This window comes from Halovenus anhuiensis, assembly GCF_037080055.1.
GTDB lineage: Archaea > Halobacteriota > Halobacteria > Halobacteriales > Haloarculaceae > Halovenus.
In genome coordinates this window covers 22,255-41,094 of the sequence record NZ_JBAOJI010000004.1, presented here as the reverse complement: position 1 = coordinate 41,094, position 18,840 = coordinate 22,255, and the positions used below count along the sequence as shown (strand labels likewise).

Sequence of the window (18,840 nt, the reverse complement as noted above, 5' to 3'; positions counted from 1 at the left end):
GTGCACTCGCCGCAACTGTCCTGACCCCCACCAGTCCGCTCGGATGTCCCGACTCGTTCGCTCGCTGTCGACCCCGGTCTGGGCTCTCGTCGTGGCGACTGCTGGTCCATGTTTTTCGGTCAGCCTAAACAATTAAGTCTGTTTCGGATTTTAGGAGTGCCTAAAACGAGTGAGGGTTGTCTCAGGATGGTGGCCACAGCGGGAGCGTGTCGGCCGGAAGTCGGCGAGAGGACCGCACAGGCGCCGATCAGTTGCTCAGAGTTGTCCTGCCTGCAGATCGATCCAGGCGTCGACCAACTTGTCGCGGCCGATCCGATATGCCAGCGTGAGCACGACGAGACCGAGTCCACCGATCCACAGGGCGAGCATCGTCTCCCCGCCGCTGACGAACTCGTAGCTCCGGTACTCGAAGAGAGTGCCGATCACTGTGAGAACCGTGGTCGCAACCCCATACAGGAAGAGCATACCTACTTCCACCAGCAGTTCGATGATGCCATCTCGCATACCTGCTCTGACTTTACAGACGGTTATAATCCTTCTGTTGGCTACGTCTATCGGGCGCGCTACTCCTGCTCGTTTCGAACTCGTCGTCTGGCGGTCTCCTCGTCTTCACCACGGAGGATCGATTCGACGAACAGTTCGCCGGCACGGTACGACGACCGGACCATCGGGCCGCTGGCACAGTACAGAAAGTCCAGTTCTTGCTCTGCAATCTGCTGGTACGTGTCGAATACGTCGGGGTGGACGAACTCACTGACCTCCAGATGCGACCGGGAGGGCTGGAGATACTGGCCGAAGGTGACGATATCGACGCCGACGCTGCGCAGATCACGCATCGTCTGGTAGACCTCGTGGTGGTACTCGCCGACCCCGAGCATCAGGCTCGTCTTCGTGTACGCATCGCTTTCGCGGGCGGCCTGTTCGAGGACAGACAGCGACTGCTCGTAGCCCGCACGCCGGTCCCGGACCGGCCACTGCAACCGCTCGACGGTTTCGACGTTGTGGGCGATCACGTCCGGTTCGGCGTCGATGATCTTCCCGACGAGTTCCGGTTCTCCCTGAAAGTCGGGGATCAGTACTTCGACGAGAATGTCCGAATCCCGGCGTTTGATCTCGCGGATCGTCCGGGCGAAGTGGCCCGCACCCTGGTCGGGCAAATCGTCCCGATCCACCGAGGTCAACACGACGTAATCCAGCCCGATTTCGCTCACCGCGGCGGCGACGTTTTCGGGTTCGTCCTCGTCCAGCGGCTCCATCCCGCCGGTCTGTACGTCACAGAAGTTACAGCCTCGCGAACAGCGCTCGCCCATCAACATGAAGGTTGCAGTGCCGGCACTGCCGTCGGCACCCGCGGCCGCGCCCGACCCCGACCAGCACTCGCCCATGTTCGGACACGAGGCCTCCTCGCAGACGGTGTGGAGGCCGTGCTCGCGGAGAATGCCCTTGATCTCGGTGAATCGCTCGCCCGACGGTGGCCGCATCTTCAGCCACTCGGGCTTGCGCGAACGGCTCATTAACTAGTCCTTTGGGGCTGTCGACAAAAATGTGCGGCTCCCGGCTTCGATTCACCTGAATCCGATCTGGGCCCTCACCAGTACGGCGTCCGCTTCCAGAACCGCCACGGCCGGCCGACCGCGACGAAGACGACGAGCGCCCCGACGAAGGCGACCAGTGTCGCAATCGCTGCCGCGGTGAACTCGGTTGAGCCGATAAACAGCTGGTTGTTGGTGACGAGGCTTGCCAGAATTCCGCCGAGACCGACGGCGATCAGCAACACTGCCGCGCCGCCGAGTATCCGCATCTTCTCCATACGCGATACTTGGATGGGGGATACAAAAGGACAAGGGAATCCGGCGGCTACTGCCCGCTATGACGACTGTCGTCGTACTCGCTGATCCACCTGTTCCCGAGTGTGTGCCCGATCTCCTGCCCGACGGCTTCGATGCCGACCAGAACGCAGCACTGTACCGGGCGATGCTCGCCGATGTCTGTGCGACCATCCAGCACGGCGAGGGCGAGATTCTGATCAACTACCGCGATCCGGAGACTGTCCCTGACGGCGTCGACCCCGAGAACTCCGTTCGTGACCTGCTCGACGAGGAACTCGCCGATCCCGGCGCGGTCCGCTACGAGGTACAGGTCGGATCTGACGACGCTGGGAAAATTGGGAACGCACTGACGCACTTGCTCGACACCGAGGAACTCCCGACGGTGGCGTTCGCCAGGCCGACCGCACTGTTTCTCCGCCGGGAGCATATCGGCACGACGGCGATGCAACTGCGAACGAGTGATGTCGTGATCGGTCCGTCGACCAACGGGCGCGTCTCCTTCGCGGCCTTCGGCCAGCAGATCGATTTCACTGACGTGTTTGCACCGCCGGCAGTCGAGACGCTGACCGAACGCGCCCGGTCGGCGGATCTCGACGTCTCCTTCCTCCCGGAGACGCCGCTGTGGGAGCGCCCCGAAGATCGCAAAACTGCGCTCTCGCTGCTCCGTGCGCGGGTGCGCGCTGGCGTGCTCGTCCCCGACCGAACGGCAGAACTAGTCGCTGAGTGGGGGCTGTCGGCAGTCGAGTCTGACACTGTCTCAGATAATTCTGCAAACTCAGAGGACTAACTCGCTTTGTCCGTCCCGACCGCCTCCGCTCTGCCCAGCATCGCGACGGATCCGCCGGCTGACACTGGCCATTGTTTAAGACACTCTCCGACAGTCGCTCAAGCGCTCTCGTCTTCTTCGGCGGAGTCGGTTACACTGTCGTCGGCTTCCGACTCGTCCGGGTCTGCTGCGGCGTTTTCCATGACGAGACCAGCGATTCCGGCCGCGGCCAGACCGATTCCGAGGGCGCGAAGCTGGCGGAGGTAGCCCGGTTTTGCTTCGAGTTCCGCTGCGTTCTCGAAGTTCTGTCCGATCATCTTCTTCATCAGCTTCACACTGATCTGTGGCACCAGCGCAGTGAGCAGCCCCTGAGTGATTGCCCACAGCGCACCGATCTTGCGACTCTTTTGGCTATTCATCCACCAATAATTCAGTGACTGATCGACATGAACGTTGTGACAATTCTACAATTCGTGGAACCGAGCTGGAGAAACCAACCGCTTGAACTGGGATCTCGGACCCTTCTGTTCTCAATAGTATTGTCTGGTTATCCCAATAGCAAGAACTATATCCTTCGGCGACCAATTATCAGTATGGCCAACAATGTCGGTTCGATAGACCGGAAGCTACGAACGGTAATCGGTGCGGTCGCGGGTGTGCTCTCACTGGCGATTCTCGCAAATGCGGTGTCGCTGCCCGAGGTCGCGTCGCCGGTGCTCGGTGTAGTCGCGCTCGTGATGCTCACAACTGCCGCGATGGGCACCTGCGGGTTGTACGCGCTTCTGGGTGTCGACACCTGCCCAGCCAACGCGAATCGCTGAACAGCCATCGAGAGCGACACGCTTAATTCTCCCACGGTCACATCATTATCTGTACTCGCATCGAGCGAGTCGTGAGGTGGGGTGGCAGAGCGGCCTATTGCGTTTGCCTTGAGAGCAAATGTCCGAGAGGACTCCTGGGTTCAAATCCCAGCCCCACCGCATTTTGCTGCGAACAACTCGTGAGCAGCAAATGCGTAACGGCTGGATTTGAACTCGATGGCGAGACTCGCTCCGCTCGTCTCGCGCAGTTCAAATCCCGGCCCTACTTCCCGACTCGCTCGCGGATATTCGCCACCAGCGACTCGAAGTTGTTCAGATCCTCAATGTCGGTGATTTCGTCACCGACGGAGAATGCTCCGGGGTCGGCCACGCGGGCACAGATCCCACCTTTGCCGTCCGCCAGCGCACGCAGCAGTCCGTCCTGTCCCGTCACTCGCTCCAGATACCGGCAGGGCGGTCGTTCCCGTGTCCCCTCGAATTGGGCGTCCCCGACCGTAAAACGATGATTCAGCAGGTCGTGTACGTCGCCGCCGCGGACGACCACGTTCCGCCGGTGCTGGCCGTCCAGTACGTCCAACTGTGACCGCTCGCTGATCGCTTCGAGAGCTTCGGCCTGCACGAACGTCACCTGACAGACATCGAACGGAGAGTAGTGACCGGTTCCGGTGCAGTAGCGGTCACCAGCCAGCCCACCGTCGACGGCGCGGATCGATTCGTGGTCTGCCATCGGCTCACCGGCGGCCTCCGCCGTGTAAATCGCTTCGACGCGCATACGCAACGTAAGTCCTTCTCGCTGATGTGAGTTGGCACAGTCGACCCTAGCAATACTGACCCTCGACGACTTCACGCCCTGGAAAACAACAGTTTCCGGATATCTCTATCAGAGTATCAACTCTGCGAACAATCGCCGACGGTCCGATGGCTTTCGACGAGTACGTACTGGTATGTAGCTGTATGCGCTTGCGGGTACCACTATTATAAGCCTTCATTCGTGGGAGCAGAGTACGTCGAGACGTAATGATTCCCGGCCGCGATGTTGGGCTGATGGACAGTTACAAACTACGATTCACGCTTGCGCTCTCGATAATCTTTCTGATAACTGCGGGAAGTGGCGTGCTTATTTATACGACAGTTGACAACCAACTCACGACGGAGACAGAACAGCGACTCGTTTCGACTGCAGAGAGCGAAGCCCATCAGGCAGAGATCTGGTTCGAACACACTGACCGACTCCTTGAGTCCTCGATTCGGTCGACAGCGATCAGTAAGAACGAATCTTCGTTCCGCATCTGGGATCAGTTGACGAGAATTTCCAATCGGGAGGCGATTTCGAGTACGTACTTCGTCGATCTCGATACCGGCAAGTCGATCGTGACAGCCGGCGAAACCTCTGGAAACGAAACGAACACGGCGCTTCCGGCAGCCACACAGTCTCGGATCGACGAGTTGGCTGCTGCGGACCGATCCGAGGTCCAATACTCCGATCCGATGGAGTTCGACGGACGGCCGGCTATGCTCGCCGTCCGAGAGACACCGAGTGGCGACGGCCGGGCGCTGATCGCCGTCATCGATCTACATCGACTCTCGGAGCAACTGTTCGGTTCGGCGTACGACGACACGTCGACGACGACGAGCGTCGTCAACGCCAGCGGCGTGACGGTGCTGTCGAGTGAACCGGACACGATTCTGGAGGCCGACCAGACCTGGGACGAGGGTCACAGCGGGAGTGGCTTCGAGACCGAGTCCGCAGACGGAGGGTTCGCTGTCGGGTATGCCGGGATCGAGAACCACGGCTGGGCCGTGACGAATCGCGTTCCGACCGCGCAGGCGTTCGAAATGCGAAGCACCGTCGGGAATCTGATCGCGCTTCTGCTCGGCGTCTTGCTCGTCGGGCTGGCCGGATTCGGCCTGACAGTCGGCCGAACGACGATCCGGTCGGTTGGCTCACTCGCGACCAGCGCGGAGACGCTCAGCCAGGGTGATCTCGACACACCAATCGAGAGCGAGCGCACGGACGAATTCGGTACCGTCTTCGACTCGCTCGAACAACTCAGGCGCTCGCTCACCTCGAAAATCGAGGCCGTCGAATCCGAACGTGACCGGGCCGAGGAAGCAAAGACCGCCGCGCAGACAGCAAAACAGGAGGCCGAGGAGGAACGAGCGCGCGCTGAACAGTTGAACGAACATCTCCGAGAGAGAGCCGAATCCTACAGCACCGTCATGGCCCGCGCTGCGGAGGGGGATCTCACTCAGCGAATGCAGCCGGACAGCCAAAGTCCCGCGATGGTCGAAGTCGCGGAGTCGTTCAACGAGATGATGAACGATCTCGAAGCGACGTTCAGAGAGATCCAGTCCTTTGCCGACGCCGTTGCCGAGTCGAGTGACGAAGCGACCGCCGGAACGGACGAAATCAACCAGACGACCGAGACGGTCAGCCAGTCGATCCAGCGGATCGCAAGCCAGACCGACAGCCAGCGGGAATCGCTCGAAGATCTCTCGACGGAGATGACCCGCCACTCCGAGGCAACCGAAAACGTCGCGGACAAGGCCGAAACTGCTGCGGCGCTCTCACGGGAAGCCGCGACGGTGGCCACGAACGGTGAGTCGACCGCCCAGCAGTCGATGGCCGAGATGGAAGCCGTCCAGGACTCGATGGCGACTGCCGTCGACAACGTCCAGACGCTCGCTGATCTGATGTCCGAAATCGACGAAATCGTCGCCCTGATCCGTGAGATTGCCAGCGAGACGAACATGCTGGCGCTGAACGCGAACATCGAGGCCGCTCGTGCCGGCGGTGATGCGGATAGCGAGGGTGACGGATTCGCCGTCGTCGCTGACGAGGTCAAGCAACTGGCCGAAAAGACACACTCCTCGGCGACGGAGGTTGCCGATCTGATCGAGGAGGTCCAGCAGACGACCGACGAAACTGTCGCCGAAATCCAGACCGCCGACGAGCGTGTCGAGCAGACGACCGTAGCAGTCGAGGAGGCTGTCGAGGCGTTCGTGACTGTCCTCGACAAAACCGAGCGGACCGACGACAGCCTTCAAGAGATCACCGAAGTGATGTCCGCGCAGGCAAACCGGGCCGAAACGGTCGACGACATCGTTGCGCAGGTCGAGCAACAGAGCCACTCGACAGCGAGCGATGCAGCGGATGTTTCTGCCGCCGCGCAGGAACAGACTGCGGCCGTCTCACAGGTCGACACCAGCGTGAAGACACTCGCCTCCCGCAGTTCCCGACTGCAATCGCTTCTCGAGACGTTCGAGACGGCAGACAGGAACGACCGACAGCCGGCATCGACTCCTGCGCTGTCTCCTGACTAACCCTCTCCAGCACAGCCGTTCCCGAGTGATCGAGCCATCTATCGTACACGCTACTTAAAAATACGGCCAAACAACACCGACAGAATTTAGCCGAACGGGATAACATCGTATGGTTTTATTCCCTGGGGTGGTGAAACGAATACGTATGAGAGCAGTTCAGGTCACCGAATTTGGCGACAGAGACGTACTGGAAGTCAACGAAGTCGAGACGCCGGAGCCGGACAGCGGTGAGGTCCGCATCGAGGTCAAGGCGGCGGGTATCAACTTCGCGGATATCATGCAGCGCCGTGGTCACTATCAGGGCGGTCCGAAGCCACCGTACACGCCCGGTCTGGAGGTCGCAGGGGTCATCGACGCGGTCGGCGACGGCGTCGGCCGCGAGGTCGGTGACGAAGTCGTGACGATGGTCGACGGTGCCGGCGGCTACGCCGAGTACGCCATCGGCGACGCGATGGGGCTGTTCGATATCCCGGAGGGGCTGAGCTTCGAGGCTGCTGCCGGCTTCCCAGTCCAGTATCTTACCGCCCAGAACTGTCTGCACGAGTGGGGCGGACTCGAAGAGGACGAGTCGGTGCTGATCCACGCCGCCGCCGGTGGCGTCGGGACCGCCGCGGTCCAGATCGCACGCGAAGCGGGTGCGGAGATCTTCGGCACGGCTTCCACCCAGGAGAAACTCGATAAAGCGGCTTCTCTCGGTGCGGATCACACGATCAACTACGAGGAAGAGGACTTCGTCGAGGTCGTCAAAGAGAAGACCGACTACGGCGTCGATCTGGTGCTCGACGGCGTCGGCGGCGAGACCACCCAGCGCTCACTCGATGCGCTCAAGGAGTTCGGCCGGATGGTCGTCTACGGTGCTGCGAGCGGAACGCCGGGCCGACCCTCGACCGACGATATCCTCTTCGGCAATCAGAAAGTCATCGGCTATCATCTCGGACGAGGCCTCCAGCGCAAGCCGATGAAGGTTCTCGCGTCGGTCAACGAACTCTCGGAGATGCTCGCAGAGGGCAAACTCGAAGTACAGTTCGACCGCGCGTTCGACCTCGATGAAGTCGCCGATGCCCACGAATACGTCGAGAGCCGGCAGTCGATGGGCAAAGTCGTCATCACGCCGTGAACCGCCTCGGGGTCAAGCCCCGAGGCTTCCCGTTTCGATGACGCGACTTGCAGGAACCGACGAAGGCTGCCCTCCATCGGTTTCCACAGCGGTCGCAGTCTCCACGGGCGTGACTTCGGCCTGTCCCAGACCTAACTCTTCAAGACCGCGAGAAAGAGCGTTGTACGACGCATTCGCGTCCCTGTCCGCCTCAAACCCACAACTCGGGCAACTGTGTTCCCGCACCCACAACGGCTTCTCCGTCTCAACACCACACTTCGCGCACTCCCTGGTCGTTCCCGCAGGGTCTACTTGGACGACGTGAGTGCCGTACAGGTCGCCTTTGTACTCCAGCATCTCGATGAACCCGCGCCACGCAGCATCCTGCTTGTTCCGAGCGTTCCCACGCTGTTGAAGCATTCCCGAGACGTTCAGGTCTTCCACGAATACAGCGTCATACGTCTTCACGAGCCACGTCGTGAGTTTGTGCTGGAAATCTTCGACCTTCCGCTTGATTCGACGCTTGACCTTGGCAAGCTCGCGCCGTTGTTTCTCCCAGTTGTTACTCCCGTGTTCTTTACGGGAGAGACTGCGCTGTTCCCGACGCAGGCGTTCGTATTCGTCGGTGAGGTCGAGCCAGTCCACGCTGTCGCCATCGCTCGTGTAGATGTAGTTCTGGATGCCGAGGTCGATGCCAACGCAATCCTCAGCATCCAAGTCATCCACGTCGGGTTTCTCGGGGAGTGCGGTGTCTTCGACTTCGAGACCGAACGTGACGGACCACTCCCCCGTCGTCCCCTTTTTTAGTGTGACTTCTTTGATGGTGGCGTTGTCGGGAATTTCGCGGTGGTATCGGATAGGGATGTCTCCGATTTTGGAGAGCCAGAGTGTTGCGCAGCGGCCACTCGTGTTTTTGAGCTCGAAGCCAGACTGCGAGTATGTCATGCTCTGGTATTCTCGCGGTGACTTCCACTTGAGCCACCCGATGTTGTGCCCGTTCTGCTTCTTCACGGAAAGGTTCGAGAGGTTATCGTAGAAGCGTTCGACGGTCTTCTGTAACGCCTTCGAGTGGACTTCGGAGAATACGGGCCATTCGTCTTTCCACTCGGTGAGTCGTTTCTGGTGTTGGTACGCCGAACCGATGTTGTTCTCATCGGTGTCGAGGACGTTGTATTCGTAGCGGGTGTGGTTGTAGGCTTGGCGGTGGATGTCGATGTGGCGTTCCACTTCCGTAGCCACGCCTGTTCGGTCAGGATAAGCGCGGAAGCGGTAGTCATACCACATCGCTGTACCGTGATTATCGGTGTATTTCGACTTAATGGTTGGTGTCACGGAGTGTCGGCTTCAACCCCGGGGCATTCGCCTCGACAGCCTGTAAAACAGTCCGAGCCGGTTTTTATTCGTCGTCGGCGAGTCGTCGCGAGAGCAGATATCCCGCACCGCCCAGTCCGCTCACTGCGGAGAGGACGCCGAATCCGGGGCCCGACCCGTCCGAACTGTCCGAGTCGTCCTCACTCTCGTTGGTCTCGCTGCCGTCCATATTCTGATCGTCAGTCTCGTTCTGTCCGCTGGAGCCGCCGTCGTCCGTTCCGTCGTCGGTATTGTCACCATTGTCGTTTTCGCTGCCGTCGCTATCGTCTCCGTCGTCCGGGCTGTATCCGATATCGTCTCGGTTGTACCGCGCCGTCACGCGAACTGTCTGCCCTTCTGTCGTGATTTCCCGGCTGAGTTCGTTTGTCACCATCCCGGCGACCTGATCGGTATCGATGGTCGCGTCTTCGGGGTATTGAACAACAGTTGTCGTGTCGAACTCTGTCGTATCGCTGTCGTAGTCCAGCGTTCCGATGTAGCTTGTTGCTCCAGCCAGCGGCGAGTGGTCGATCGATTCGCTGTACTGGTCTGTACTGAGTGTCCCGTCGTCCGTGAGCCGCAAGAACGTCTGTCCGCTGTGATCAACCGCGGTGAGCAGCGCTTCGAGTTCTGCCGTGCTCTCGTAGCGGGGCTGCTGGTCGCCGTCACCAGTGTTGCGGATCGCGGCAACCTGATCGATGTTCTGGTTGTCTCCCTGGATGAGATAGCCTTCGCCCCACGTGATGACTGCCTGATTCGAGTACTCGTAGATACCGTCGTACTCCGTCTCCTCCGCATCGCTATTTTGCACGGTTTCTGCGATGGTGTCGGTATCGAACGGTCCAGTGTACACGGAGGTGCGTCCGAGCAGAGTATGCCGTTCGACGGGAATGCCCGATGGGTCGACATCTCCGACGCTCTCTGCCTCGACCAACGAGCCAAATACTGGCTCTGCGAGGTTGATCTGTGTCAGCGCTCGCCAGAGTCCAGCCATACTGGACGTGTAAATGTACGGCTCCAACTGCAGGAGTGTGTCCCCTCTCGTACTCACTTCGCCGAACAGTTCGAGTTGTGTCTCGAAGGTGTAGGTTCCAACGTCGATCTCACCGTACTGATTCAGGATCGTCTCTCCCTTTGGAACCCACTCAGCGAACGCCGGGACGCTGCCCTCCTGTGCTGTTGCTGTCTGCTGACCGATTCCCGCCCCGACTACGCCTGCCGCTCCGAGTGCGACCGCCGACGACTGCATAAACTGGCGACGACTCTGTTCGTTCATCTTCTCATTTCATATCGCATCACCGCGTTTAATTACTTCGATGTCTGCAGGTGTGGGCGGCCGCTGCCCCGTTAGCCGGCCTGTGCCAGCCTGACGTGTGACCAGCCGATCAGGGTGCTCACTGTCCAGATCAAAAACAGGACAAAGAGCAATTCCGGACCGAACAGGTATCCCGCTACCGCTGGACCGCCGAAGGCCACGGCTACCGGCGTCACTGCCAGCATCACGCTCCGGGAAAGTGCCCCACCACCACGGCCTGTCTGGCCGAGAACGGCGGTTCCGACTGCTGTCGCGACTCCGACGGCGAGACTCCATCGAACTGGCCATCCTGGTCCGCTGAAACTCACCGCCAGCGTGATTGTGCCGCCGATCCAGAGCAACCCACCGACGGCCAGCGCTTGCTCGGCGACCCCTCGTCGACCCGACCGGAGCCAGCCGAGATACCAGCCCCACCCGCCGACGGTTCCGAGCACAAATCCAACTTGAGACGCCGGGGCAGACAGCGCAATCGCCAGTTGACTGCCCACGCCGACCGCACCGAGCAGACAGGCGACGACCACACCGGCCCGAGCCGTGGCCCGGAACTCTCGAACGGTCACGAGGGCGGCACAACCGAGAAGCGCGAGTCCGGCGACGACCGGAGCGGCAAATCCCGGGCCGATCCCCGAGAGCAACGCCGGCGGCGCGGTCTCCGAACTCATATCTCACCGTTCGGCTACAGCCACCTCAAGCTGACCCCCGAAGAAACAGTTAATCGCCGCGAGACCCAATCCTGCTCAATGAGTCGGAGTGCTTCGCTGCCGGGCCGCCTGCTCTCCGTACTCCGCCCACCGCCTCGCGTGGTCGACTGGTCGATTTTCGCCGTCGTCCTCCTGGCGGCTAGCTCCGGTATCCTCTCCTTTCTCGGTGTCCGCCCCGCCTGGGTGCCCGTCTTCTGGTTCCACCGCATCGTCGGTCTCTCGTTGATCGTCCTCCTCGGATTCAAACTCGCTCGGGTCCGCTATCGCCTCACCGACAGTCGACAGTGGCAGTCCTCGACGGCGCTGTCGGTGCTCACTGCTCTGACCGCCTTCGCTACCATCGCCACCGGTGTCATGTGGGTGTTCGGCTTCGTCCCCGAGATTCCGTACTTTCACTTTCTATCGGTCCACGTCGGGTTCGGCCTGCTGCTGGTCGCGCTCATGACCGTCCACCAGCGGACCCGCTTTCGGCCGCCCCGCCGGGTCGATTTCGACCGCCGACGGACCACGATGCAGTACTCTGCGCTGCTCGTTGGCGGTGCGCTCACCTATCGCGGCCAGCAACTGCTCAACAGCGTCTTCGAGACACCCGGCGACGACCGCCGACTGACGGGCTCTGAGCGACAGGACGGTTCTGGTAACGAGAGTTTTCCGGTCACCTCGTGGGTCGCTGACAGCCCGGATCCCGTCGATATCGACGAGTACGAACTGACCGTCGACGGTGCAGTCGACTCCTCACTCGTGCTGTCGTACGACGATCTGGATCCCGATAGCTCCGCGGAAGTACTCCTGGACTGCACGAGTGGCTGGTACACCGAACAGGAGTGGCGGGGAGTCGCCGTGGGTGATCTCCTCTCGCTGGCCGACCCCGACGACAGAGCGACCCATGTCCGATTCGTCTCGGTTACCGGCTACCGCTGGAGTTTGCCAATCGAAGAGGCCCGTGACGCGATGCTCGCGACTCACGTCGGTGGGGAATCGCTCAGTCACGGCCACGGCCGCCCGCTCAGACTCGTTGCGCCCGGTCGCCGCGGGTTTCAGTGGGTCAAGTGGGTCCAACGCGTCGAGGTGCGCACGCGCGGTGATGCTGCGCAGTGGCTCGCAACGCTGATCAGTGGGTTCGAGTAACTCAGTGAGTCGCTTCGACGTTTCCTTTCAGGACTTCGACGCCGGGGAGTGACCTGCCAGTCAGGGCGTTGATGTACGCGCCGCCAGCGATCGAGACGTGTGAGAAGTCGGCCTCGTCCATGCCGTACATCTCGATGGCCCGGGAGGTGTCACCGCCGCCGACGACGGAGAAACAATCGCTTCGACCGATCGCTTCGAGCACGCGGGCGGTCCCGTTACTGAACCGCTCGTCCTCGAACATCCCGAGCGCACCCTTGACGAATACTGCCTCGGAGTGGGCAGCGATATCGGAGAACTGCTCGACGGTGTCGCTGCCCACATCCAGATAGTCGTGGTCTTTGTTCTTGACATCGGCGACGGTGACTTCGCCGCGCTCGTCGTTCTCGTCGGCGAAGGCGAGATCGGAGGGATAGACGAGCTCGCTGGGGTGGCTCTCGATCAGCGAGCGAATCCGATCTTTGTTGGCGCGCCACTGGCTCTCGTAGAGGTCTGATTCGTCGATATCCCGACCCACGTCGTAGCCGATTGCTCGCAAGAACAGTTCACCGACGATCCCACCCAGCAGGAAGTTGTCGACCCGGTCCTGCAGCGAGGTCATCACGTCGATTACGTCGGTTGCCTTCTTCCCTCCGGCGACCATCGTCACCTCGCCGTCGAACTCCCGGTTTGCGATTGCGCTGTTTGCTTCGTATTCGGAGGCCATCACCCGCCCGGCGTAGGCGTCCATCTCCAGGGGCAGGCCGACGATGGAGGCGTGTTTGCGGTGGGCCGTCGAGTAGGCATCCCCGACGTAGGCGTCGAACTCCGGTGCCAAGGTCTGGACGAGGTCGCTTTTGGCGTGTTCCTCGGGGTCGCGCTCGGGGAGTTCGTCGTCGGTCATCCGCACGTTTTCGAGCATGATCGCCTCGCCGCCGTCGAGTTCGTCGATTGCCGTGAGTGCGGTTTCCCCGTAGGTATCGGGGACGTATTCGATTTCTTCACCGACGTGTTCGGAGAGGATCTCCGCGTGTTGTTCGAGCGTGACGAAGGTGTCCCGACCGGGACGGCCCTGGTGGGCGAGCAGGGCAACACGGTGGCCGCTGTCGAGTAGATCCCGCACTGTCCGGGTGTGTCTGGAAAACCGACGGTTGTCCTCCACGACGCCGACCGACACGGGAGAGTTGAGATCGAGGCGTGCGAGCACACTCTGCCCGTCCGCGAGATCGTCCAGTGTCCGGTAGCTCATTAGTTGTGTACTCGGCAACCTCATACTAGTACTCCGCGATGTTCCCCGCGAAAAATGCGAAATTGGGGACTCACTCCCGAGTAAAGCCCACAGTTTCACTTTCACTTTCAGGCGTCTTTTTAATGCCACCGGGGGAGAACTAGCTAGTATGTCACAATCGACACTGGACGACGACGAGCTATTCACTGAGGCTGCCTCGGAAATGCGGGAGGATGTCGAGGATTCACTCGACGCAGCACGGGCGGAACTGCCCGACGCTGCGGATATCTGGGATGTCGAAGCAGACAACACCCTCGGGGTACTGAACAGCCTTCGGACCGCCCTCGAACTGGGCGAGGCGAAGGAGAACCTCCGCGACGCGAAAAAGTGGTACACGATGGGGAAGGAGGCCGACGCCTTCGAGGACGCAGCGGATCTGGCCGAGGATATCGAGGCCGTCGAAGAGCTGCTCGGAGATATCGAGACCGCCCACGATCAGGTCGGCGAACTCGCGAGTACGATTCCGCAGCTCAAATCCGCGCTCGAAGAGAGCGAGGACCCCGAGGCCGACGCCGAAGCGGCAGAAGCCTAACGCCGATCCGGTAGCTCTCGCTCGGCGACGGTCGCGACGAGGTCGGCGAGCGCATCCCCGGCCTGATCGAGCAGCGCTTCCCCGAGCTCCGCCGTGCCCTCGCGGGGATCACCGACGACGCCGCTGTCGGTAAACTCGTCGCTGTCGTAGGCGAGGTTCACACCGGAGTGCCACTCGCCCCACTGTTCGGCCGCACCAGCCGCAGCACGGTCGTACTCCGCTGGTCTCACGTACTCGTCACTGAGGTGTTCGAGCACGCTCGTTTCGACGGGACCGCCGTGGCCCATTCCGAGGTCCCGGCCAGCGATATCGGCCGGGTCGACGGCGTCGAACCACGTGAACGGCACCGCGTACCCCTCCCCGGAGCGGGAGATGGTCCCACAGAGTTCCCGCAGTGCCGAGACGTTGCCGCCGTGGCCGTTGACGACGACGATTCGATCCCAGCCGTGGGCGGCGAGACTCTCACACGTCTCGCGGACGTACGCGCGAAACGTATCTTCATTGACCCACAAGGTCCCGGGAAACTGCCGGTGTTCGGCGGCGACACCGACGGGAATCGTCGGGCCGAGCACGCACTCGACGGGTGCGCGTTCGACACCGAGGTCGGCGACTGCTCCTGCGGTGAACAGATCGGTGCCCAGCACAGCGTGTGGGCCGTGCTGTTCGGTACTCCCAACTGGCAGGACCGCGAGCGATGTCTCGACCGCGCTGGCTTCGGCCCAGGTCGACTCGGTGAGATCCATATTCGCACGTCCGCCCGGATCCGTTTATATGTGCTGCTCGGGCCGATCCGATGGCCGAACAAGATCGGCCAATCTATTAAACAGAATACAGCTAGATCGTTAATAGACCCCGTGATACTGCGGTCATCCGAAATACATAAGACACGATAACCGTAAGCGAACATAGAATGCTGGGTACCGGATTCACAATCTCGTCCATCCTCCGGCACGCGCCGGTTGCCCAGGCCGGGCAAAGCCAGGCAGACGTATTCAGTCAACTCTACCTGGTCTTTCTCGTCCTCGGGACAATCGTCGGGACGATCGTCATCTCGTATACGGTATACAACGCGTACAAGTACCGGACGACCACCGGCGATGCTGAAGGTCGCTACGATGTTGACGAGGCGGAACTCGCGGAGACGGACGAGTACGATGTCGCGCGCCCACGGCAGGGAGAAATCCCGACAGGGCAAGGTAAAGGCGGCGGAAAAAAACTGTTTATGTCCTTCGGGATGAGTGCTGTTCTCGTCCTCGGACTGATCATCTACTCCTACTCGCTGTTGCTCTACGTCGAAGACACGGGCGAAAACGAAGAAGACGCCATCGAGATCGACGTCGAGGGCTATCAGTTCGGGTGGGACTACACCTACTTCGAAGACGAGTACGACAACGAAGAGGATGCGCTGCACAGTGACGATTACAACGCGACGGAATTACATCCCGAAGCTGAAGAAAACGCGTTAGTGGTGCCCGAGGGGACCGTTGTCCAGCTAGATGTCACCTCGCGTGACGTCTGGCACAACTACGGCATCCCCGAGTTCCGGGCGAAGACTGACGCGATCCCGGACCAGACCACGAACACGTGGTTCGAGGCCGACGAACCCGGCCTCTACGAGGCCAACTGTTACGAACTCTGTGGACAGGGGCACTCGAATATGAAAGGTGATGTTGTCGTCGTCGAACAGGAGACGTTCGTCGACTGGTACACGTCACAGGAGAATACAGATGAATCAAACATTGACTTCATGGAGGTGAGTAGCTGATGAGCGAACACCTGCCACCGAAATCCTCGGTCAAACGCTGGCTCGTAACGACTAATCACAAAGACATCGGGATCCTGTACATCATCACCTCGCTGTTTTTCCTAATCTTCGGGGGGATCCTCGCGATGATGATCCGTGTCCAGATGTGGAATTCGGGGACGGTCATCCTCGGTGAACTCGGATACAACCAGGTCGTGACCGCACACGGGCTGTTGATGGTGTTCTGGTTCCTCTCTCCTTTCGCGTTCGGGCTTGCGAACTATCTCGTGCCGCTGCAGATCGGTGCCGACGATCTGGCCTTCCCGCGACTCAACGCGATGAGCTACTGGCTGTATCTGTTCTCGGGAGTCATTCTCGGGCTTAGCTTCTTCCAGGGCTCGTCGCTGCCGACTGGCTGGACGCTGTACGCACCGCTGAACCTGCCGGCGTTCATTCCGTCGGTCGCCGAACTGGGTGCGTTCTCCGGAATTCTCGCACTCGCGATGTTCGTCGCATCGGTGACGCTCGGCTCAGTTAATTTCCTGACGACCATGTACCGGATGCGCGCCGAGGGACTTCGCATGCGCGACGTTCCCTTGTTCAGTCTCTCCATTCTGCTGACGGTCTGGATGATGCTGTTCGCATTCACGGCACTGCTGGCCGCTATTATCCTGCTCAGCTTCGATCACATCTTCGCCGGAGCGGCTGGAACCGGCTTCTTCGGTAGTGAAGAGGGTGGGTCGCTGCTCTGGACGCACCTGTTCTGGTTCTTCGGTCACCCCGAAGTGTACATCGTCTTCTTCCCTGCACTCGGCGTGATGGCCGAAATCGTTCAGACGTTCTCCGGACGGCGACTCGTCGGCCGGAAGTGGTTCATCATCGCGATGGCGCTCGTTGCGATTCAGAGCTTCATCGTCTGGATGCACCACATGTTCCTCACCAGCATCAACCTCCCAATCAAGACGGTGATGATGGTGACAACTATCGGGATTTCGCTCCCGTTCGACCTGATGATCTTCGCGCTGATCTACACGATGATCAAGGGTCGAGTCCGATGGAAGACGCCGTTCCTGTTCGTTCTGGGCGCGATCCTCCTGTTCATCCTCGGTGGGATTACCGGCGTGTTCCTCGGTGCGATTGTGCTCGACTACTCGTTCCGTGGAACCTACTGGGTTGTCGCACACTTCCACTACGTGATGGCATCCGGTGCTGTCGCGCTGATCGGTGGGATCTACTACTGGTATCCGAAGATCACCGGGAAGATGTACAACGAGTTCCTCGGGAAGGTTCACTTCGTTGCGGCCTTCGTCGGCTTCAACCTGCTTTACTTCCCGATGTTCGTCGTCTGGGAGACGCCACGGCGCTGGTTCCACTACGAGGCTGGCTTCACCTTCTGGCATCAGCTGGCCTCTCTGGGCGCGTTCGTCTTCGCGGCGTCGTTCCTGATTATGTTCTACAATCTCGTCGCGAGCCTCTACAGCGACCGTGTGGTCGACGAGAGTCCGTGGGCCTACACTGGCTCCGCGGAGTGGGCGGTCTCTTCGCCCCCGCCGGAAGGTAACTTCCCCGGCAAACCGAGCTTCGCGACGGGCAAGCTCAACTTCCTCGACGGCGCGGCGACCGACGGCGGCGAAGCCGACGCGAAAACCGACGGCGGCGTTGCGACGGCCGCTGACGCGGTCGAACAGACGGCAGACCACACGAGCTGGTGGCCAGTGATCCTCTGTGCGACTGGCCTGATCACGGCAGTCGGCATTTCCGGACTCGAGGAGTCGTACTTCATCTGGCCGTTCGTGTTCGCGGTGCCGTTCTTCGTCGCCTTCGTCGGCCTGAAGGGCGCGAGCTACGACGGCTTCGGTATCGTTCACGGGCTGTATCTGGTGGCCGCAGGACCGATGCTCGCTGCGTTCCTGCTGGTGTTCAATATGCACCACGGGATCGAAGTCGGATTCACGGAAGCGAACGCCTACTTCTGGGTGACGCTGGTCGGCATCGTCTCCGGCGTGGGCGCGCTGGTCGGCATGGGCTTCGAGTCCTTCTTCGCACCGGAGCCGGAGTTCTCCGAACAGTGGCCGTTCGAGGGCGTCAAAAACACCAAACTCGGTATGTGGGTGTTCATCGCCTCCGACATCGTGCTGTTCGGTGCCTTCATCGGCTCGTACTTCTTCATGCGCCTGCAGGCTGGCTGGCAGGATTGGTGGCACATCGCCCACGAGAACGGGCTTGCCGAGCACGCTGTCTGGCCGGGGTTGCTCAACACCTACATCCTGCTCGCAAGTAGCTTCACGGTCGTGCTTGCACTCGCGTACGCACGGAAGGGTAACATGCGGCTCACTGTTGGCTTCCTCGCCGCGACGTTCCTCGGTGCCTGCCTGTTCCTGGTGAACAAGGCCATCGAGTGGGTGGAGTACTACTTCCACTTCGGCTGGGTCTTCGACTCCGGTCCGGCCTCGGTGACGTACTACCTGACGACCGGGCTACACGCGGTCCACGTCGTGATCGGGATGCTCATCTTGCTGTTCCTGATCGCTCGTGCGTCGCGGGGCGCCTACTGGAGCGAGGGAGAGAACGCCGACACGGTGGAGTACTTCGGCCTCTACTGGCACTTTGTCGACATCGTGTGGCTGTTCCTCTTCCCGCTGTTCTACATCCTCTGAGGTGATCACACATGGCAAATATCAAACTATACGGCATCATATTCGTGGTACTGGGAGCGATTAGTACGACGCAGTTCCTCGTAGAATCCTTCCTCCCTGAGGGGCTGTACTGGATCGGCCTCGTTGCCATCCTGGCGCTGTCGACGATGAAGGCGATGGCCGTCGCTGGCTGGTACATGCATCTGGTCGAGGAACCGCGGTCGATCACGTACCTCGCCATGGGCGGGGTGCTCTGTGTCGTTGCACTGACCGCCGGCGCGGGCTACTCCGTGGTGTAAGGCCGGGATTTCCCCCGGTTGCGGTGCGGTCTCGT

At 60.7% G+C, this 18,840-nt stretch carries 19 protein-coding genes and 1 tRNA gene; 10 read left to right on the top strand and 10 right to left on the bottom strand.

Annotated elements, in window-relative coordinates; genetic code table 11:
- Positions 1 to 255 precede the first annotated feature (255 nt).
- The 3 genes from V8P86_RS11085 to V8P86_RS11075 form a co-directional block, all read right to left on the bottom strand.
- Entirely contained in the window at positions 256 to 504 is a 249-nt protein-coding gene (locus V8P86_RS11085; RefSeq protein WP_336327334.1) for a DUF8151 family protein, read from the bottom strand.
- A gap of 59 nt (positions 505 to 563) precedes the next feature.
- On the bottom strand, positions 564 to 1,514 hold the full coding sequence (gene lipA / locus V8P86_RS11080; RefSeq protein WP_336327333.1) for a lipoyl synthase: 951 nt from the start codon (positions 1,512 to 1,514) through the stop codon (positions 564 to 566).
- A 74-nt stretch (positions 1,515 to 1,588) separates the two neighbouring features.
- Positions 1,589 to 1,810: a hypothetical protein gene (locus V8P86_RS11075; protein WP_336327332.1), complete on the bottom strand. Its 222-nt coding sequence runs from the start codon at positions 1,808 to 1,810 to the stop codon at positions 1,589 to 1,591.
- A 59-nt stretch (positions 1,811 to 1,869) separates the two neighbouring features.
- On the opposite strand from V8P86_RS11075, the gene V8P86_RS11070 reads away from it, so the two are divergent.
- The gene (locus V8P86_RS11070) at positions 1,870 to 2,616 is read left to right on the top strand and encodes a hypothetical protein (protein WP_336327331.1); all 747 of its coding nucleotides are present in this window, start codon (positions 1,870 to 1,872) and stop codon (positions 2,614 to 2,616) included.
- A gap of 98 nt (positions 2,617 to 2,714) precedes the next feature.
- Here V8P86_RS11070 and V8P86_RS11065 read toward each other — a convergent pair whose 3' ends face one another.
- Complete coding sequence (locus V8P86_RS11065; protein WP_336327330.1) at positions 2,715 to 3,014, bottom strand: hypothetical protein; 300 nt, start codon at positions 3,012 to 3,014, stop codon at positions 2,715 to 2,717.
- 174 nt (positions 3,015 to 3,188) lie between these two features.
- On the opposite strand from V8P86_RS11065, the gene V8P86_RS11060 reads away from it, so the two are divergent.
- Together V8P86_RS11060 and V8P86_RS11055 are read left to right on the top strand one after the other, a co-directional pair.
- Positions 3,189 to 3,416 (top strand): YgaP family membrane protein, encoded by a 228-nt coding sequence (locus tag V8P86_RS11060; RefSeq protein WP_336327329.1) that lies wholly within the window; start codon positions 3,189 to 3,191, stop codon positions 3,414 to 3,416.
- 75 nt (positions 3,417 to 3,491) lie between these two features.
- Positions 3,492 to 3,575 (top strand) — tRNA-Ser (locus V8P86_RS11055).
- Positions 3,576 to 3,678: 103 nt separating this feature from the next.
- Here V8P86_RS11055 and V8P86_RS11050 read toward each other — a convergent pair.
- A complete protein-coding gene (locus V8P86_RS11050) occupies positions 3,679 to 4,188 on the bottom strand; it encodes an MOSC domain-containing protein (protein WP_336327328.1) in 510 nt (169 codons plus the stop codon).
- Positions 4,189 to 4,460: 272 nt separating this feature from the next.
- Here V8P86_RS11050 and V8P86_RS11045 point away from each other — a divergent pair, with 272 nt between their 5' ends.
- The gene (locus V8P86_RS11045) at positions 4,461 to 6,740 is read left to right on the top strand and encodes a methyl-accepting chemotaxis protein (RefSeq protein WP_336327327.1); all 2,280 of its coding nucleotides are present in this window, start codon (positions 4,461 to 4,463) and stop codon (positions 6,738 to 6,740) included.
- A 145-nt stretch (positions 6,741 to 6,885) separates the two neighbouring features.
- Positions 6,886 to 7,857, top strand: coding sequence for a quinone oxidoreductase family protein (locus V8P86_RS11040; RefSeq protein ID WP_336327326.1), 972 nt, complete (start codon positions 6,886 to 6,888; stop codon positions 7,855 to 7,857).
- Positions 7,858 to 7,869: 12 nt separating this feature from the next.
- On the opposite strand, the gene V8P86_RS11035 is transcribed toward V8P86_RS11040, so the two are convergent.
- The 3 genes from V8P86_RS11035 to V8P86_RS11025 form a co-directional block, all read right to left on the bottom strand.
- Entirely contained in the window at positions 7,870 to 9,120 is a 1,251-nt protein-coding gene (locus V8P86_RS11035) for an RNA-guided endonuclease InsQ/TnpB family protein (protein WP_336327325.1), read from the bottom strand.
- Between the two features lie 112 nt (positions 9,121 to 9,232).
- Complete coding sequence (locus V8P86_RS11030) at positions 9,233 to 10,462, bottom strand: PGF-CTERM sorting domain-containing protein (protein ID WP_336327324.1); 1,230 nt, start codon at positions 10,460 to 10,462, stop codon at positions 9,233 to 9,235.
- Positions 10,463 to 10,533: 71 nt separating this feature from the next.
- Entirely contained in the window at positions 10,534 to 11,163 is a 630-nt protein-coding gene (locus V8P86_RS11025; RefSeq protein ID WP_336327323.1) for a hypothetical protein, read from the bottom strand.
- 78 nt (positions 11,164 to 11,241) lie between these two features.
- Here V8P86_RS11025 and V8P86_RS11020 point away from each other — a divergent pair, with 78 nt between their 5' ends.
- Positions 11,242 to 12,330, top strand: a complete 1,089-nt coding sequence (locus tag V8P86_RS11020; RefSeq protein WP_336327322.1) for a molybdopterin-dependent oxidoreductase — start codon at positions 11,242 to 11,244, stop codon at positions 12,328 to 12,330.
- Position 12,331: 1 nt separating this feature from the next.
- On the opposite strand, the gene V8P86_RS11015 is transcribed toward V8P86_RS11020, so the two are convergent.
- On the bottom strand, positions 12,332 to 13,555 hold the full coding sequence (locus V8P86_RS11015; RefSeq protein ID WP_336327321.1) for a phosphoglycerate kinase: 1,224 nt from the start codon (positions 13,553 to 13,555) through the stop codon (positions 12,332 to 12,334).
- Positions 13,556 to 13,703: 148 nt separating this feature from the next.
- Here V8P86_RS11015 and V8P86_RS11010 point away from each other — a divergent pair, with 148 nt between their 5' ends.
- Entirely contained in the window at positions 13,704 to 14,126 is a 423-nt protein-coding gene (locus tag V8P86_RS11010; RefSeq protein WP_336327320.1) for a DUF5790 family protein, read from the top strand.
- Here V8P86_RS11010 and V8P86_RS11005 read toward each other — a convergent pair.
- The gene (locus V8P86_RS11005; RefSeq protein ID WP_336327319.1) at positions 14,123 to 14,869 is read right to left on the bottom strand and encodes a creatininase family protein; all 747 of its coding nucleotides are present in this window, start codon (positions 14,867 to 14,869) and stop codon (positions 14,123 to 14,125) included. The two genes, V8P86_RS11010 and V8P86_RS11005, sit on opposite strands and share 4 nt — an antisense overlap.
- 167 nt (positions 14,870 to 15,036) lie before the next feature.
- Here V8P86_RS11005 and coxB point away from each other — a divergent pair, with 167 nt between their 5' ends.
- From coxB to V8P86_RS10990, 3 genes are read left to right on the top strand one after another with little or no spacing between them, the layout of a single operon-like run.
- Entirely contained in the window at positions 15,037 to 15,891 is an 855-nt protein-coding gene (gene coxB / locus V8P86_RS11000) for a cytochrome c oxidase subunit II (RefSeq protein ID WP_336327318.1), read from the top strand.
- The gene (locus V8P86_RS10995; protein WP_336327317.1) at positions 15,891 to 18,527 is read left to right on the top strand and encodes a cbb3-type cytochrome c oxidase subunit I; all 2,637 of its coding nucleotides are present in this window, start codon (positions 15,891 to 15,893) and stop codon (positions 18,525 to 18,527) included. Before coxB ends, V8P86_RS10995 begins: the two co-directional genes overlap by 1 nt.
- A gap of 11 nt (positions 18,528 to 18,538) precedes the next feature.
- Complete coding sequence (locus V8P86_RS10990; protein WP_336327316.1) at positions 18,539 to 18,805, top strand: cytochrome C oxidase subunit IV family protein; 267 nt, start codon at positions 18,539 to 18,541, stop codon at positions 18,803 to 18,805.
- Positions 18,806 to 18,840 lie beyond the last annotated feature (35 nt).

Coding starts and splice junctions, on each gene's coding strand:
- V8P86_RS11045 (WP_336327327.1), top strand. CDS start 4,461: ATGGACAGTTACAAACTACGATTCACGCTTGCGCTCTCGATAATCTTT.
- V8P86_RS11020 (WP_336327322.1), top strand. CDS start 11,242: ATGAGTCGGAGTGCTTCGCTGCCGGGCCGCCTGCTCTCCGTACTCCGC.
- V8P86_RS11005 (WP_336327319.1), bottom strand. CDS start 14,869: ATGGATCTCACCGAGTCGACCTGGGCCGAAGCCAGCGCGGTCGAGACA.
- lipA (WP_336327333.1), bottom strand. CDS start 1,514: ATGAGCCGTTCGCGCAAGCCCGAGTGGCTGAAGATGCGGCCACCGTCG.
- V8P86_RS10995 (WP_336327317.1), top strand. CDS start 15,891: ATGAGCGAACACCTGCCACCGAAATCCTCGGTCAAACGCTGGCTCGTA.
- V8P86_RS11065 (WP_336327330.1), bottom strand. CDS start 3,014: ATGAATAGCCAAAAGAGTCGCAAGATCGGTGCGCTGTGGGCAATCACT.
- V8P86_RS11015 (WP_336327321.1), bottom strand. CDS start 13,555: ATGAGCTACCGGACACTGGACGATCTCGCGGACGGGCAGAGTGTGCTC.
- V8P86_RS11070 (WP_336327331.1), top strand. CDS start 1,870: ATGACGACTGTCGTCGTACTCGCTGATCCACCTGTTCCCGAGTGTGTG.
- V8P86_RS11035 (WP_336327325.1), bottom strand. CDS start 9,120: ATGTGGTATGACTACCGCTTCCGCGCTTATCCTGACCGAACAGGCGTG.
- coxB (WP_336327318.1), top strand. CDS start 15,037: ATGCTGGGTACCGGATTCACAATCTCGTCCATCCTCCGGCACGCGCCG.
- V8P86_RS11040 (WP_336327326.1), top strand. CDS start 6,886: ATGAGAGCAGTTCAGGTCACCGAATTTGGCGACAGAGACGTACTGGAA.
- V8P86_RS11050 (WP_336327328.1), bottom strand. CDS start 4,188: ATGCGCGTCGAAGCGATTTACACGGCGGAGGCCGCCGGTGAGCCGATG.
- V8P86_RS11060 (WP_336327329.1), top strand. CDS start 3,189: ATGGCCAACAATGTCGGTTCGATAGACCGGAAGCTACGAACGGTAATC.
- V8P86_RS10990 (WP_336327316.1), top strand. CDS start 18,539: ATGGCAAATATCAAACTATACGGCATCATATTCGTGGTACTGGGAGCG.
- V8P86_RS11010 (WP_336327320.1), top strand. CDS start 13,704: ATGTCACAATCGACACTGGACGACGACGAGCTATTCACTGAGGCTGCC.
- V8P86_RS11075 (WP_336327332.1), bottom strand. CDS start 1,810: ATGGAGAAGATGCGGATACTCGGCGGCGCGGCAGTGTTGCTGATCGCC.
- V8P86_RS11025 (WP_336327323.1), bottom strand. CDS start 11,163: ATGAGTTCGGAGACCGCGCCGCCGGCGTTGCTCTCGGGGATCGGCCCG.
- V8P86_RS11030 (WP_336327324.1), bottom strand. CDS start 10,462: ATGAACGAACAGAGTCGTCGCCAGTTTATGCAGTCGTCGGCGGTCGCA.
- V8P86_RS11085 (WP_336327334.1), bottom strand. CDS start 504: ATGCGAGATGGCATCATCGAACTGCTGGTGGAAGTAGGTATGCTCTTC.